The sequence below is a fragment of the Frigoribacterium sp. CFBP 8759 genome, from assembly GCF_014841655.1.
Taxonomy (GTDB): Bacteria; Actinomycetota; Actinomycetes; order Actinomycetales; family Microbacteriaceae; genus Frigoribacterium.
In genome coordinates, this window is record NZ_JACYUH010000006.1 from 41,228 (window position 1) to 55,219 (window position 13,992).

The 13,992-nt window shown below is 70.9% G+C and carries 13 protein-coding genes; 10 read left to right on the plus strand and 3 right to left on the minus strand.

Going from position 1 to position 13,992, the window contains the following annotated elements:
* Window positions 1-12 precede the first annotated feature (12 nt).
* From iolC to IFT79_RS15560, 9 genes are all read left to right on the plus strand, one after another.
* Window positions 13-987, plus strand: a complete 975-nt coding sequence (gene iolC, locus IFT79_RS15520; protein ID WP_123571060.1) for a 5-dehydro-2-deoxygluconokinase — start codon at window positions 13-15, stop codon at window positions 985-987.
* On the plus strand, window positions 980-1,903 hold the full coding sequence (locus IFT79_RS15525; RefSeq protein WP_192125207.1) for a class I fructose-bisphosphate aldolase: 924 nt from the start codon (window positions 980-982) through the stop codon (window positions 1,901-1,903). The genes iolC and IFT79_RS15525 overlap by 8 nt, the downstream gene beginning before the upstream one ends.
* Window positions 1,900-3,432 (plus strand): CoA-acylating methylmalonate-semialdehyde dehydrogenase, encoded by a 1,533-nt coding sequence (locus tag IFT79_RS15530; protein WP_192125209.1) that lies wholly within the window; start codon window positions 1,900-1,902, stop codon window positions 3,430-3,432. The genes IFT79_RS15525 and IFT79_RS15530 overlap by 4 nt, the downstream gene beginning before the upstream one ends.
* A 74-nt stretch (window positions 3,433-3,506) precedes the next feature.
* Complete coding sequence (gene iolB, locus IFT79_RS15535) at window positions 3,507-4,433, plus strand: 5-deoxy-glucuronate isomerase (protein ID WP_192125211.1); 927 nt, start codon at window positions 3,507-3,509, stop codon at window positions 4,431-4,433.
* The gene (gene iolD, locus IFT79_RS15540; RefSeq protein ID WP_192125213.1) at window positions 4,430-6,328 is read left to right on the plus strand and encodes a 3D-(3,5/4)-trihydroxycyclohexane-1,2-dione acylhydrolase (decyclizing); all 1,899 of its coding nucleotides are present in this window, start codon (window positions 4,430-4,432) and stop codon (window positions 6,326-6,328) included. Before iolB ends, iolD begins: the two co-directional genes overlap by 4 nt.
* A gap of 44 nt (window positions 6,329-6,372) precedes the next feature.
* Complete coding sequence (locus IFT79_RS15545; RefSeq protein WP_123571056.1) at window positions 6,373-7,329, plus strand: sugar phosphate isomerase/epimerase family protein; 957 nt, start codon at window positions 6,373-6,375, stop codon at window positions 7,327-7,329.
* 40 nt (window positions 7,330-7,369) lie between these two features.
* Window positions 7,370-8,422, plus strand: a complete 1,053-nt coding sequence (locus IFT79_RS15550) for a Gfo/Idh/MocA family protein (RefSeq protein WP_342211871.1) — start codon at window positions 7,370-7,372, stop codon at window positions 8,420-8,422.
* Window positions 8,423-8,428: 6 nt separating this feature from the next.
* Complete coding sequence (locus tag IFT79_RS15555) at window positions 8,429-9,307, plus strand: TIM barrel protein (RefSeq protein WP_192125337.1); 879 nt, start codon at window positions 8,429-8,431, stop codon at window positions 9,305-9,307.
* A gap of 77 nt (window positions 9,308-9,384) precedes the next feature.
* The gene (locus IFT79_RS15560) at window positions 9,385-9,804 is read left to right on the plus strand and encodes a tautomerase family protein (protein ID WP_056044305.1); all 420 of its coding nucleotides are present in this window, start codon (window positions 9,385-9,387) and stop codon (window positions 9,802-9,804) included.
* Window positions 9,805-9,873: 69 nt separating this feature from the next.
* Here IFT79_RS15560 and IFT79_RS15565 read toward each other — a convergent pair whose 3' ends face one another.
* From IFT79_RS15565 to IFT79_RS15575, 3 genes are all read right to left on the minus strand, one after another.
* Complete coding sequence (locus IFT79_RS15565; protein WP_173154205.1) at window positions 9,874-10,629, minus strand: GntR family transcriptional regulator; 756 nt, start codon at window positions 10,627-10,629, stop codon at window positions 9,874-9,876.
* A gap of 102 nt (window positions 10,630-10,731) precedes the next feature.
* The gene (locus IFT79_RS15570) at window positions 10,732-11,217 is read right to left on the minus strand and encodes a tetratricopeptide repeat protein (protein WP_192125215.1); all 486 of its coding nucleotides are present in this window, start codon (window positions 11,215-11,217) and stop codon (window positions 10,732-10,734) included.
* A 105-nt stretch (window positions 11,218-11,322) separates the two neighbouring features.
* Window positions 11,323-12,129 carry a DUF4184 family protein gene (locus IFT79_RS15575; RefSeq protein ID WP_192125218.1) on the minus strand — a complete coding sequence of 269 codons (807 nt, stop codon included), beginning with the start codon at window positions 12,127-12,129 and terminating at the stop codon, window positions 11,323-11,325.
* A 388-nt stretch (window positions 12,130-12,517) separates the two neighbouring features.
* On the opposite strand from IFT79_RS15575, the gene IFT79_RS15580 reads away from it, so the two are divergent.
* Window positions 12,518-13,981 carry an MFS transporter gene (locus tag IFT79_RS15580; protein WP_233568430.1) on the plus strand — a complete coding sequence of 488 codons (1,464 nt, stop codon included), beginning with the start codon at window positions 12,518-12,520 and terminating at the stop codon, window positions 13,979-13,981.
* Window positions 13,982-13,992: the final 11 nt, after the last annotated feature.

Consider the following 13,992-nt stretch of genomic DNA (forward strand, 5'->3'; position numbering starts at 1 on the left):
GACGACCACGTCATGACCGACCACACCGACAACGACACCGCTCCGTACGACGTCCTCACCATGGGCCGCGTGGGCGTCGACATCTACCCGCAGCAGTCCGGCGTCCCGCTCGAAGAGGTCGAGACCTTCAGCAAATCCGTCGGCGGCAGCGCGACCAACGTCGCCATCGCCGCCGCCCGTCACGGCCGGCGGTCCGCGGTGGTCACCCGCACCGGCGACGATCCCTTCGGTCGCTACATCGTCCGAGAGCTCGAGCGGCTCGGCGTCTCGACCCGGCTCGTCTCGACCGTCGACGGGCTCAACACCCCCGTCACGTTCTGCGAGATCTTCCCGCCCGACGACTTCCCGCTGTACTTCTACCGGCAGCCGAAGGCACCCGACCTCATGATCACCGCGGGCTCGCTCGACCTCGCCGCCGTCGAGAAGGCCACGGTCTTCTGGGCCACGGTCACCGGCCTCAGCGAAGAACCGAGCAGACAGGCGCATCACGTGGCCTGGCAGGCCCGGGGTCGTCGGCCCCTGACCATCCTCGACCTGGACTACCGACCCATGTTCTGGAAGAGCCCGGAGGTCGCCACCCGAGAGGTCGGGCGCGCTCTCGAGCACGTCACCGTCGCCGTCGGCAACCGCGAAGAGTGCGAGATCGCCGTCGGCGAGACCGAGCCCGAGCGGGCGGCCGACGCCCTCCTCGACCGGGGCGTCGAACTCGCCGTCGTCAAGCAGGGCCCCAAGGGCGTCCTCGCCAAGACGCGTGACGAGCGGATCGAGGTGCCGGCGCACCTCGTCCAGGTCATCAACGGCCTGGGGTCGGGCGACGGGTTCGGGGGCGCCCTCTGCCACGGCCTGATCGAGGGGTGGTCGCTCGATCGCACCCTGCGTTTCGCGAACGCGGCCGGCGGCATCGTCGCCACCCGGTTCGAGTGCTCCACCGCCATGCCCACCACCGCCGAGGTCGAGGCCGTCCTCCAGGAGGCGCACCATGTCTGATCGCACCGCCCCGGTCCTCGACTTCGAGCGCCTCCGAACCCTCCGGGCCGCCGAGCCGCACCGGGTGGCCGAGATCCTCGCCGCCCGGACGCGACCCGCACCACTGGGTGCGGACGGACGCCTCTTCATCGTCGCGGCGGATCACCCCGCCCGGGGTGCCCTCGGCGTCCGAGGCGACTCGAGCGCCATGGCCGACCGGTACGACCTCCTCCGTCGCCTGGTCGTCGCCCTCGGCCGACCCGGCGTCGACGGGGTGCTCGGCACTCCCGACATCCTCGAGGACCTCGCCCTGCTCGGCGCGCTCGACGGCAAGGTCGTCGTCGGCAGCATGAACCGCGGTGGTCTCCAGGGCGCCACGTTCGAACTGGACGATCGGTTCACCGCGTACTCGGCCGCGTCGATCGCCGACTCCCGGTTCGACTTCGCCAAGCTGCTCGTGCGCGTCGCCCTCGACGACCCCGGCACGGCCTCCACGCTGGCCGCGACGGCACGCGCGGTGACAGAGTCGGCCAGGCTGCGCCTCCCGATCATGCTCGAGCCCTTCATGAGTTCGTGGGTCGACGGACGGGTGACGAACGACCTGACGGCCGACGCCGTCATCAAGTCGGTCGCCATCGCGTCGGGCCTCGGCGAATCCTCCGCCTACAGCTGGCTCAAGCTGCCCGTCGTCGACGACATGGAACGCGTCATGGCGGCGACGACCCTGCCCACCCTGCTGCTGGGCGGTGACCCCGCCGTCGACCCGGCCGACACCTACGCCCGCTGGGCCGCGGCCCTCGCGCTCCCGGGCGTCCGTGGGCTCGTCGTCGGGCGCACCCTGCTCTACCCGAGCGACGACGACGTCGTCGCAGCCGTGGACCACGCGGCCGGGCTCGTCCACCCACCCTCGACCACGAACGGATTGGCAGAACGATGACCAGCACCACCAGCACGCACACCGGCACCACCGCCACCGATCGCCCCCTGGTCGCGCACTGGATCGACAACGTCGAGGTGCCCGGCACGAGCGGCCGCACCGCGCCCGTCTACGACCCGGCCCTCGGCGTCGCGACGAAGGACGTCTCGCTCGCCGACGCCTCCGAGATCGAGGCCGCCGTCGCCTCGGCCCACCGCGCGTTCCCCGCCTGGCGCGACCTCTCGATCACGAAGCGCCAGCAGATCATGTTCCGTTTCCGTGAGCTGCTCAACGAGCGCAAGGGCGAGCTCGCCGAGATCCTCACGAGCGAGCACGGCAAGGTGTTGAGCGACGCCCTCGGCGAGATCACCCGCGGCCTCGAGGTCGTCGAGCTGGCGACCGGGTTCCCCCACCTGATCAAGGGCGAGTTCTCGCAGCAGGTGTCCACCGGGGTCGACGTCTACTCGACCAAGGCGCCGCTCGGCGTGGTCGGCATCGTCAGCCCCTTCAACTTCCCGGCCATGGTGCCGATGTGGTTCTTCCCGATCGCCATCGCCGTCGGCAACACCGTCGTCCTGAAGCCGTCCGAGAAAGACCCGTCGAGCGCCATGTTCCTCGCCCGCCTCTTCGCCGAGGCCGGCCTGCCCGAGGGCGTCTTCAACGTCCTCCACGGCGACAAGGAGGCCGTCGACGGTCTGCTCGAGCACCCCGACGTCAAGAGCATCTCGTTCGTCGGGTCGACGCCCATCGCCCAGTACATCTACGAGACCGCCGCCAAGCACGGCAAGCGCGTCCAGGCCCTCGGCGGAGCCAAGAACCACATGCTCGTCCTGCCCGACGCCGACCTCGACCTCGTCGCCGACAGTGCGATCAACGCCGGGTTCGGCTCGGCCGGTGAGCGCTGCATGGCCATCAGCGTGGTGGTCGCGGTCGAACCGGTGGCCGACGAGCTGATCGAGAAGATCACCTCGCGCATGGCCGGCCTCACCGTCGGAGACGGTCGCCGCAGCTGCGACATGGGTCCCCTCGTCACCGAACAGCACCGTGACAAGGTCGCGAGCTACATCGACATCGCCCTCGACGACGGAGCCGACGTCGTCGTCGACGGTCGGGGCGTCGAGGTCGACGGCGAGGCCGACGGCTTCTGGCTCGGGCCCACCCTGATCGACAAGGTGCCGCTCACGAGCCGCGTCTACACCGAAGAGATCTTCGGGCCGGTGCTGTCGATCGTGCGCGTCGCGTCCTACGACGAGGGCGTCGCCCTCATCAACGCCGGTGCCTACGGCAACGGAACGGCGATCTTCACCAACGACGGAGGCGCGGCGCGGCGTTTCCAGGCCGAGATCGAGGTCGGGATGATCGGCATCAACGTGCCCATCCCGGTGCCCGTCGCCTACTACTCGTTCGGCGGCTTCAAGGACAGCATCTTCGGTTCGGACAAGGCCTACGGCCTGCAGGGCTTCGAGTTCTTCACCCGCGAGAAGGCCATCACGTCCCGGTGGCTCGACCCCAGCCACGGCGGCGTCGACCTGGGCTTCCCCCAGAACTGACGGCACACCCGATCTGTCCCCAGGCAGTACCCCGCGGCCCCCGGGCCGCTCCGCTCGATGATGAGGTGGACGACATGAACGACGAACCCCGCTGGTTCTTCCCCCGCGGCGACCTGACCCGCGACGGCTGGCAGACCGTCGTCGACGGCGACCTCGCCGGCTGGCAGCACACCGGCCTGCGCATCGGCGAGCTCCGAGACGGCGTCTCGTCGACCCTCGCCGCCGGCGGGGTCGAGCGCATGGTGGTGCCGTTGGCCGGTGACGTCGTGATCGAGTGGAGTGACGACCGAGGTGGGTCGGGCACCGTCGAGCTCGCCGGGCGGGCGTCCGTCTTCGACGGGCCGGCCGACGTCGCCTACCTGGGCGTTCGGACGGAGGCGGTGGTCACCGGGCACGGTCGGGTCGCGGTCGCCGAGGCACCGGCCGACCAGGTGCTCGACGTGCAGGTGCTCCGTCGCGACGACATCCCCGTCGAGATCCGCGGTGCCGGCCGGGCGACCCGTCAGGTGCACAACTTCGGCACCCCGGACGGGCTGCACGCTCAGAAGCTCATCGTCTGCGAGGTCGTGACCCCCGCCGAGAACTGGTCGTCCTACCCGCCGCACAAGCACGACGAGGCCGTTCCCGGCACCGAGTCCCGCCTCGAAGAGATCTACTACTTCGAATCCGCCGTCGGTCGCGGCCTCGATGCCCCCGAGCAGGCCGACCCGTTCGGCATGTTCGCCACGTACGGCTCACCTGCGGGGCCGATCGACGTGAACGAGCTGGTCCGCACGGGCGACGTCGCCCTCGTCCCGCACGGGTACCACGGCCCCGCCGTCGCCGCCCCGGGCTACGACCTCTACTACCTCAACGTCATGGCTGGGCCTGACCCCGAGCGCGCCTGGCTGATCACCGACGACCCCGCCCACGGGTGGGTCCGTGCCGGCTGGGAGTCCCAGGCACCCGACCCCCGGCTGCCCTACCTCCCCACCGCTCCCTCGAAAGGACCGCGTCGATGACGACGAAGAGACTCACCGTCGGCCAGGCACTCGTCGAGTTCCTCGCCAACCAGTGGACCGTCGACGGCGACGTGCGAGAGCGCACGATCCCGGGCATGTTCGGCATCTTCGGCCACGGCAACGTGGCCGGGGTCGGCCAGGCGCTCAAGCAGTACCACGTGGACCGTCCGGGGCTCATGCCGTACCTGCAGGCCCGCAACGAACAGGCGATGGTCCACCAGGCCGTGGGCTACGCACGCATGCACCGGAGGCGCGCGACCTACGCCAGCACCGCCTCCGTCGGTCCCGGTGCCGCCAACATGCTCACCGCGGCCGCGCTCGCGACGACGAACCGGCTGCCGGCCCTGCTGTTGCCGAGCGACACCTTCGCCACCCGGGTCAGCGACCCGGTGCTGCAGCAGATCGAGCTGCCCCACGACACGTCCTTGCAGGTGACCGACGCGTTCCGGCCGCTGTCGCGGTTCTTCGACCGCGTCGACCGGCCCGAGCAGCTCTTCTCGGTCGCGCTCGCCGCGATGCGCGTGCTGACCGACCCGGCCGAGACCGGCGCGGTCACGATCGCCCTGCCCGAGGACGTCCAGGCCGAGTGGTTGGACGTGCCCGACGAGTTCCTGCAACCCCGCGAGTGGCACGTCAGGCGCCCCGTCCCCGAGCGTGGACCGCTCGAACGCGCCGTCGCCGCGATCAAGGCCGCGAAGCGCCCCGTCGTCGTCGCCGGCGGCGGAGTCCTCTACTCGGGCGCCGAGCAACAGCTCGACGCCTTCGCCCGGGCGACCGGCATCCCCGTCGGCACGACGCAGGCCGGCGGAGGGTCCCTCGCCTGGGACCACCCGCAGTACCTCGGGGGCATCGGTGCCACCGGCACGACGGCCGCGAACCGCATCGCCGCCGAGGCGGACCTCGTCATCGGCATCGGCACGCGGTACAGCGACTTCACCACCGCCTCCCGGACGGCCTTCCAGGACTCCGACGTGCGGTTCGTCAACGTCAACGTCACGTCGTTCGACGCCTACAAGCACGGCTCCCAGCTACCCGTCGTCGCCGACGCCCGCGAGACGCTCGACGCCCTCGCCGAGGCGCTCGCGGGGCATCGGGTACCCGACGAGCACTCCGCTCGCGTGGCCACCGAGAAGGCGAGGTGGGACGTCCTCGTCGACGAGGCGTTCCAGCCGTCTGGGCTGGCCCTGCCCGGCCAGCCCGAGATCATCGGCGCCGTCCAGGCGGCCAGCGACCCCACCGACGTCGTGGTCCAGGCGGCCGGGTCGTTGCCCGGCGACCTGCACAAGCTGTGGCGGGTGCGCGACGCGCTCGGCTACCACGTCGAGTACGCGTTCTCGTGCATGGGCTACGAGATCGCCGGTGGTCTCGGCGTCAAGAGGGGTGCACCCGACCGCGACGTCATCGTCATGGTCGGTGACGGCTCGTACCTCATGCTGCACACCGAACTGGTCACCGCCGTCGCCGAGGGCATCAAGATCATCGTGGTGCTCGTCCAGAACCACGGCTACGCCTCGATCGGCCACCTCTCCGAGACCGTCGGGGCCGAACGCTTCGGCACGCTCTACCGCAAGCTCGATCCCGACTCCCTCGATTTCCAGGGCACCGAGGTGCTGCCCGTCGACCTCGCGATGAACGCCCGCAGCTACGGGCTCGACGTCGTCGAGGTGGAACCGACGCCGAACGCGGTCGCCGACCTCTCCGCAGCCCTCGCCGCGGCCAAGGCGTCGTCGACGAGCACGCTCATCCACGTGAACAGCGATCCGCTCGTGTACGCCCCGGACGGCGAGGGCTGGTGGGACGTGCCGGTCGCGCAGGTCTCGACCCTCGACGGCACCACGGCCGCCCTGGCCGACTACCGCGAGCAGCGGGCCGCGCAGCGCCCGCTGCTCGGCTGACACCGCCACACCTCACCCGCACCCTCTCGAAAGGCACCGCCGCCATGACCGACACCGTCACCGACCCCGACGCCACGCCCACCGGTCCGGGCGGGCGCGGTCTCCGCATCGGGACCGCACCCGACTCGTGGGGCGTCTGGTTCCCCGAGCACCCCGGTCAGATCCCCTGGCCGCGGTTCCTCGACGAGGTGCAGCAGGCGGGCTACCACTGGATCGAACTGGGCCCCTACGGGTACCTGCCGACCGACCCCCACCAGCTCGAGGACGAGCTCGGTCGGCGCGACCTCAAGCTTTCCGCGGGGACGGTCTTCACCGGGTTCCACAAGGGCGACGACCAGTGGCGACGCGCGTGGGACCAAGCGCTCGCCGTCGCCGGCCTCGCCTCGGAGCTCGGTGCTGAGCACCTCGTCGTCATCCCCGACCTCTGGCGCAGCGACGCCACGAGCGAGGTCCTCGAGGCCCGTACCCTCACCGACGAGCAGTGGGCGGCGCTCGGCGCCGGCCACGACAAGCTCGGCAAGGCGCTCCTCGAAGAATTCGGCGTCAAGCAGCAGTTCCACACCCACGCGGACAGCCACGTCGGCACCTACCGAGAGACCGAGCGGTTCCTGGCCGAGACCGACGTGCGCTACACGAACCTGTGCCTCGACACCGGGCACTTCGCCTACTACGGCGGTGACTCCGTGCGGCTCGTCGAGGAGTACCCCGACCGCATCGGTTACCTGCACCTCAAGCAGGTCGATTCCGACCTGCGGTTCACCGTGCTCAAGAACGACGTGCCCTTCGGGGACGCGGTCGCGCAGGGGGTCATGGTCGAACCGCCCCGAGGCGTGCCCGAGCTGGCCCCGGTGCTCGACGCGGTCAGCCGCATCGACCCCGAGATCTTCGCCATCGTCGAGCAGGACATGTTCCCGGTCGAATCGATCGACCTGCCCCTCGGGATCGCGACCCGCACGCGTGAGCACATCATGAGCTGCTCGCCTCGCTCCCGTCTCGTCTGACGACCCGCCGCTGACACCCCCGCCCCGAAGGAGAACACCCGTGACCACCACAACCCCCGACCTCCGCGTCGCCGTCGTCGGTGCCGGCATGATGGGCGCTGACCACGTCGCCCGCATCACGTCCACCATCAGCGGGGCCACCGTCGTCGCGGTCGTCGACCCCGACACCGCTCGTGCCGACGCCGCGGCGGCGACCGCCCCCGGCGCGATCACCGCGGCCGACTTCGACGAGGCGCTCGCCGCCACCGAGATCGACGCCGTCATCATCGCCACCCCGGGCTTCCTCCACGAAGCCGTCCTCCTCCCCGCACTCGACCGCGGGCTGGCGATCCTCTGCGAGAAGCCCCTCACCACGGACGAGGCCGCCTCGCTCCGCGTGCTCGAGGCCGAGCAGAAGCTCGACCGGCCGCACATCCAGGTCGGCTTCATGCGTCGCTTCGACCAGGGGTACCGAGACCTCCGGGCCCTCGTCGCGTCCGGCGAGCACGGTGCCCTGCTCGCGCTGCACTGCGCCCACCGCAACGCCACGACCCCGCCGAGCTACTCAGAAGAGATGCTCATCCTCGACTCCGTCATCCACGAGATCGACGCCGTCCCCTTCATCGCCGGTGAGCCGATCGTCGCGGTCGAGGTCAAGAAGCCTCGCCGCAACTCGCTCGCGCCCGAGGGGCTCCGAGAGCCGCAGTTCGTGATCCTCGAGACCGAGTCGGGCACGATGGCGATCGTCGAGATCAACGTCAACGTCCAGTTCGGCTACCAGGTCACCACGGACGCCGTCTTCGAGAGCGGCGTCGCCTCCATCGGGCGCGAGACCGGGCTCCAGCTCACCACGGCCGCCCGGTCGGCCGTGGCCGTGCCGCCGACGTTCAAGGAGCGCTTCGGCGCCGCCTACGACACGCAGGTGCAGCGCTGGGTCGACGCCGCGCACCGCGGCACCATCGACGGTCCGAGCGCCTGGGACGGCTACCTGGCGAGCGTCGTCGCCACCGCCGGCGTCGAGGCCCAGAAGACCGGTCGGCGCGTCGAGGTCGACTACGCGATGCCCAAGCCGTCGTTCTACGACCTGCCCGGCGTCGTCTCGCCGGGGGAGTGACCGATGGTGAAGATCGCCCTCGACCCCACCCCGCTGCACCACAGCCACTCGCTGCTCGAACTGCCCGCCAAGGTCGCCGAACTGGGCTACGACCACCTGCAGTTGACCCCGCACCGCGACTTCATCCCGTTCTTCCGGCACCCGAAGGCCGACGACGAACTCGTCGACGCCTTCGCGGCGGCCTGCAAGGAGGCGCGGGTCGAGATCGCGTCCGTCCTGCCCGTCCTGCGCTGGTCCGGTCCCGACGAGGAGTCCCGTCGGGCCGCCGTCAAGCACTGGAAGCGCGTGATCGAGATCACCGCCCGCCTCGGCGTCGAGGTGATCAACACCGAGTTCAGTGGTCGTCCCGAGCTGTCCGAAGAATCCGAGCGTCAGTTCTACTGGTCGATGGAAGAGTTGCTGCCCGTCCTCGAACGCGAGGGCATCCGCGTGTTCATCGACCCGCACCCGGACGACTTCGTCGAGGACGGACTCGAGGCCCTCCGGGTCATCCGCGGCCTCAACACGAAGCAGGTCGGTCTCGCCTTCGTCGCGTGCCACACCTTCCACTACGGCGGCGACATGGCCGGGATCATGGCCGCCGCAGGGCAGTCACTCGGCCTCGTCCACATCGCCGACACGTTCGACCACCGCCGCTCGCACGGGCTGAGGTACATCAGCAATCCGCCCGGCAACGCGGCCCGCGTCCACCAGCACCTGAAGATCGGGGACGGTGACGTCGACTGGGACGGCTTCTTCGGCGGCCTGCAGGGGCTGGGCTTCTTCGATCGCGACGACACGATCGCCGTCTCGAGCGTCTTCGCCGAGGACGAAGCCGTCGACGGCGTCAGTCGCTACCAACGAGAGCAGATCCTGGCGCGCATCGACGCCGCGTCACGCGTCTGAGCAGTCGACCCGTCCGGCCCCTGCGGCACCCCGCGGCACCTCACCATCCCCGACCACACCCGACGAAAGAAGAACCCATGCCCCTCGTCCGCATCGACCTCCTGCCCGGTCGCAGCCCCGATCAGATCACCGCGATCGCCGACGCCGTCCACGACGCGATCGTCGACGTCTACGGCATCCCGCCTCGCGACCGCTTCCAGGTGATCAACGAACTGCCGGCCGGTCGCATCATCGCCCAGGACGCCGGGCTCGGCTTCGAACGCTCCGGTGGAGTCGTGATGATCCAGATCTTCACCCAGCGGGGACGCACCGACGACGCGAAACAGGCCCTGTACGCCCGCATCGCCTCAGGCCTCGAGGCCGTGGGCGTGGCCGGCGAGGACGTCTTCATCGGCTACGTCGAGAACGGCCCGCAGGACTGGTCGTTCGGCTTCGGGGTGGCCCAGTACGTGACGGGTGAACTGACGGTGCCCTCGGCCGCGGGACAGGCCGGCTGAGCGGCAGGGTCCCGGACCGCGCACCCGATGACGCCCGCCGTCGGGTGCGCGGCGCGCGGTGCCCGGCGGCTACTTGTCGACGAGGGTGATCGAGAACGAGTAGAGGTCGGGGCGGTAGCAGTGGTGCCCGACCTCGACGGCCCGACCCGACGCGTCGTAAGCCGTGCGGGTCATGGTCAGCACGGCCCCGCGCGGCTCGATCTCGAGCAGCTGGGCCTCGTCGGCGTGGGCGGCCCGGGCCCCGATCCGCTGCTTCGCCACCCGGATCGTGACGCCGAGGGCCCGGAGCAGTTGGTACAGGCCCTGGGCGGCGAGGTCGGCGTCCGAGAACGGAGCGAGGTCGAGGGGCAGGTAGTTCTCGAGCACCGCGACGGGGACACCGTCCGCCAGGCGGAGGCGCCGTACGTGGCTGACCCGGTCGCCGACCTCGATGCCGAGAGCCAGAGCGGTCTTCTCGTCGGCCGTGACGACCTGGTGGGCGAGCAGGCGTGTCGTCGGGGCCTTGCCGCTGTCGGTCAGGTCTTCGAACAGGCTGGTCAGCTCGACGTTGCGGGTCACGGGTCCGTGGACGACCTGGGTGCCGATCCCGCGCCTCCGGACGACGAGCCCCTTGTCGACCAGCTCCTGGATGGCTCGCCGGACGGTGGGCCTCGACAGGCCGAGACGTTCGCCGAGTCCGACCTCGTTCTCGAGTCGAGCGCCCGCCGGCAGCTGGCCCCCGAGGATCGCCGCCTCGAGCCGCGTGGACATCTGGAACCACAACGGGATGGGGCTGCTGCGGTCGAGGTCGGCGAAGAGGTCGGCCGGAAGCTGCGCGTCGGTCATGTGGTCCCCTCAGCCGAACGTATGTCGTGACAACCTTACGGGCGGCACGGGCCGGTGGCCATCTCGGCGCCGGGTCGATGCCTCGGCCGGTCCGTGGACGGGTCAGTCCCCGGTGAGCGCGGCCGCGTAGGCGCGGACGGAGCGGTGGTAGCGGGGGAGGGTCGGCTCGACGGCCTCGATCGCGACCCGCAGGGCCTCGTCGGAGCGGCCGGCGCTGTGCAGGGCGAGCGCGAGGAAGACCCTCGGCGCGGCTCCGGTGGCGGGGTGCTCGGGAGCGTCGCGCAGCATGGCGATGGCCTCGTCGACCCGGCCGAGGTTGCGCAGCGTCGAGGCGTGCTGCACGACCATCTGCGCAGCCCGGGTCGGGTCGACGGCGTCGAGGCCGGCCACGGTCGCCGCGGCGTAGTGCACGTGGGCCTCGGCCTCACGGCCCCCGGAGTCGTGCGCACCCCCGAGTTCGAACTCGCCCAGCGCGGGGTGCGGAGCGTCGGCGGCGAGAGCCGTCATGCGCTCGATGCGCTGCTCGTCGTCGACGGTCTCGTCGGCCCAGAGGGCGGCGACGCGGTCTTCCCAGGCCTCGGTGCTCATGCGCCCACGGTAGCGGGCTCCCCGATCGAGGCGACCCGCGCCTCCTGGTGTCGGAGCGCGGGCTCCGGGGTCGGAGCCGCGGGCGCCGGGCCCCGGCCCCGGGCCTCAGGCCCGCCGTGCGCGGCCGGACCGCGCCAGCTGCACGGCCACCGCCGCGACGGCCGTCGCGACCAGGACGAGAGCGCCCGCGAGGGTGCCGGCGAAGAACGTGAACGACTTGGCCGTGTGGACGTCGGTCGGCAGTCCCCGGGTCGAGGCGACGACCACGACGCCGGCGACGAGGGCTGCGATGAGCGAGCCCCAGAAGGCGAGGCGGATCCGCCGGGTCGAGACGGTGGCCGGTCTGCTGCTCGGCGGCGCCGGCGGAGTGCGCCGGAGGTACCGGGCGGCGGCGATCGCCAGCACGACGAGCCCGCCGAGCGACGAGGCGTACTGCGCCCACTGCGTCCCGACCAGTGGCCCCCACCGTTCGGCCAGGGCCGGGACCAGCGTGCTGCCGAACCGGTCCGGGTGCGTGAACGCGTCCCAGAGCACGTGGGTGACGACGCCGAGGACGAGGGCGAGGAGGGCCCACGGCACCGACCGGACGAGCCCGGTCCGCGAGCCGGCCCCGGGCACGCGTCCGGCCTCGCGCCCGTCCCACGACGCGGGCAGGCGCGATCCGATCGACGTCGGCAGCAGGGCCCGCGCCGCCGGCCGCAGCAGCAGGAGCCAGACGAGGTACAGCAGCACCGCGACGGGCACCGAGAACAGCAGCAGGCTCGGGAAGCCGTGGGTCTGCTCGTAGGTCACGCCGACGGGGAAGAACAGCGGCACGTCCGGCGCCATGGAGCCGACCGCGACCGCCCCGAACGGCAGGGGCGTGCGGACGAACGGCAGGGCGACGACGGCATGGCTGGGGGTGAACGGCACATCTCATCGTCGCGACCGGGGGCGAGTGTCGGCATCCACCCGTGGGTTGACACCGTGAGGCCTCGGGGGTGATCCGGCCCGATCGCGGATCCGTCGATCCCCGGTCCTGCGGGCTGGCCGCCACGAGGTCGCCGACCGCTCGCAGCAGCCGGGTCGCCGCCGTCTCGACGAAGGAGCCGCCGCCGCAGACGGTGTCGCGAATCCGGGATACCGAGGACCGTGATACGAGGGTGGTTCCGAGGGATCACCCCAGTAGGGCCGGGCGTGAAACAAAGCGTATTATCCATGTAACCTGTCCGAAACCGATTCCGGGATACAAAGTGAGGACTTCGTGCAACTGACCTCGTCGCCAGTCGCCACTCAACCCTCACCTGCCGTGGAGTCGCTCATGACTGCTGTATCCCGCACCACCGCACCCCCGTCTTCGTCCGGCGCGTCCGTCGCCTCCGTCCTCGACTCGATCGGGTTCACCCGTGCCCAGTTCTGGATCTTCCTGCTGATCCTCGCCGGGGAGTTCTTCAACACCCTCGAGCAGAACTCGGTCGGTGCCATGGGCAGCCACCTGAAGGACTCGCTGCAGATCGGCGACGTCCAGCTCACCGGCATCAACACGGCGACCGTCATCGGCGGCCTGATCGGGCGGCTGCTCGCCGGGTACCTGGCCGACAAGTACGGTCGACGCTTCTCGCTCGGCCTGAACCTGCTGATCTACACGCTGGGCGGTCTGCTCAGCGCGGTCGCCATGAACTACGAGTGGCTGCTCGTCAGCCGACTGATCGTCGGCATTGGCATCGGCGGCGAGTTCATGATCGGCATCGTCATGTTGTCCGAGATGGTGGCCACGAAGTTCCGGGGCACGGCCATCGGCATGATCAACGTCGGTGCGGGCGGCCTGGGCAACTTCATCTCATACGGACTGTTCCTGCTGCTGCTCGGCCCGCTCGAGGTCAGCCTCGGTGGTCCCGACGTCGTCTGGCGCTGGACCTTCGTCATCCTGGCCGTGCCCGCCCTGTTGGTCGTCCTCTACCGGCGGCGACTGCCCGAGACCCCGCGGTTCCTGCTCTCGAAGGGTCGCGTCGACGAGGCCAACCGCTCACTCGCCATCCTCGCGTCGAACTCGTTGCGCCCGACCGATGCGAAGCCGCCCGTGCAGCTGTCGCCGGACGACCTGCCACCCATGCCCGTCCACGCCAACCCCGCCGCCGTGTTCCACCGGTTCGTCCTGCGCCGCACCGTCGCCCTCGGGGTCGCGTCCTGGATGGCCTTCGGATCGCAGGTGACCCTGAACTTCCTGATGCCCACCCTGCTGGTCGAGCGTGGGTACAGCGTCACCCAGAGCCTGCTCTACACGATGATCATGAACATCGGCTCGCTCCTCGGCGCCACCACGGCCGCCCTCATCGCGGGCCGGGTCGGCCGCCGGACGGCGGTCACCACGGCCGGGGTGCTCGGCTGCGTCACCGCCCTCGCCTTCGCGGCGCTCGGCAACGGCACCGGGGCCATCCTGGTGCTGGGTGCCCTGTTCCAGTACTTCACCATGGTCACGAACACGACCCTCGCGACGTGGACCGCAGAGGTCTTCCCGACCGCGATCCGCGCCTCCGGGGCCTCGATCGTCAACGGCATCGGAAACATCGCCGGGGCGATCATGCCGTTCCTCGCCGTGGCGCTCTACGGTTCGTACGCCTTCGCCGGGGTCTTCGGCCTCGCGGCCGCCATGTACGCCGTCCTGGTGGTCGCCGCCCGCTTCGCTCCCGAGACCCGGGGGCGCTCGCTCGAGGACGTCAACGAGAACGCCCTGATGGCCCCGGCCCCCGCACCGACCCCGGTCGCGACCCGCGCGACCGACTGACCCCCCGACGG

Coding starts and splice junctions, on each gene's coding strand:
- iolC (WP_123571060.1), top strand. CDS start 13: ATGACCGACCACACCGACAACGACACCGCTCCGTACGACGTCCTCACC.
- IFT79_RS15525 (WP_192125207.1), top strand. CDS start 980: ATGTCTGATCGCACCGCCCCGGTCCTCGACTTCGAGCGCCTCCGAACC.
- IFT79_RS15530 (WP_192125209.1), top strand. CDS start 1,900: ATGACCAGCACCACCAGCACGCACACCGGCACCACCGCCACCGATCGC.
- iolB (WP_192125211.1), top strand. CDS start 3,507: ATGAACGACGAACCCCGCTGGTTCTTCCCCCGCGGCGACCTGACCCGC.
- iolD (WP_192125213.1), top strand. CDS start 4,430: ATGACGACGAAGAGACTCACCGTCGGCCAGGCACTCGTCGAGTTCCTC.
- IFT79_RS15545 (WP_123571056.1), top strand. CDS start 6,373: ATGACCGACACCGTCACCGACCCCGACGCCACGCCCACCGGTCCGGGC.
- IFT79_RS15560 (WP_056044305.1), top strand. CDS start 9,385: ATGCCCCTCGTCCGCATCGACCTCCTGCCCGGTCGCAGCCCCGATCAG.
- IFT79_RS15565 (WP_173154205.1), bottom strand. CDS start 10,629: ATGACCGACGCGCAGCTTCCGGCCGACCTCTTCGCCGACCTCGACCGC.
- IFT79_RS15570 (WP_192125215.1), bottom strand. CDS start 11,217: ATGAGCACCGAGGCCTGGGAAGACCGCGTCGCCGCCCTCTGGGCCGAC.
- IFT79_RS15580 (WP_233568430.1), top strand. CDS start 12,518: ATGACTGCTGTATCCCGCACCACCGCACCCCCGTCTTCGTCCGGCGCG.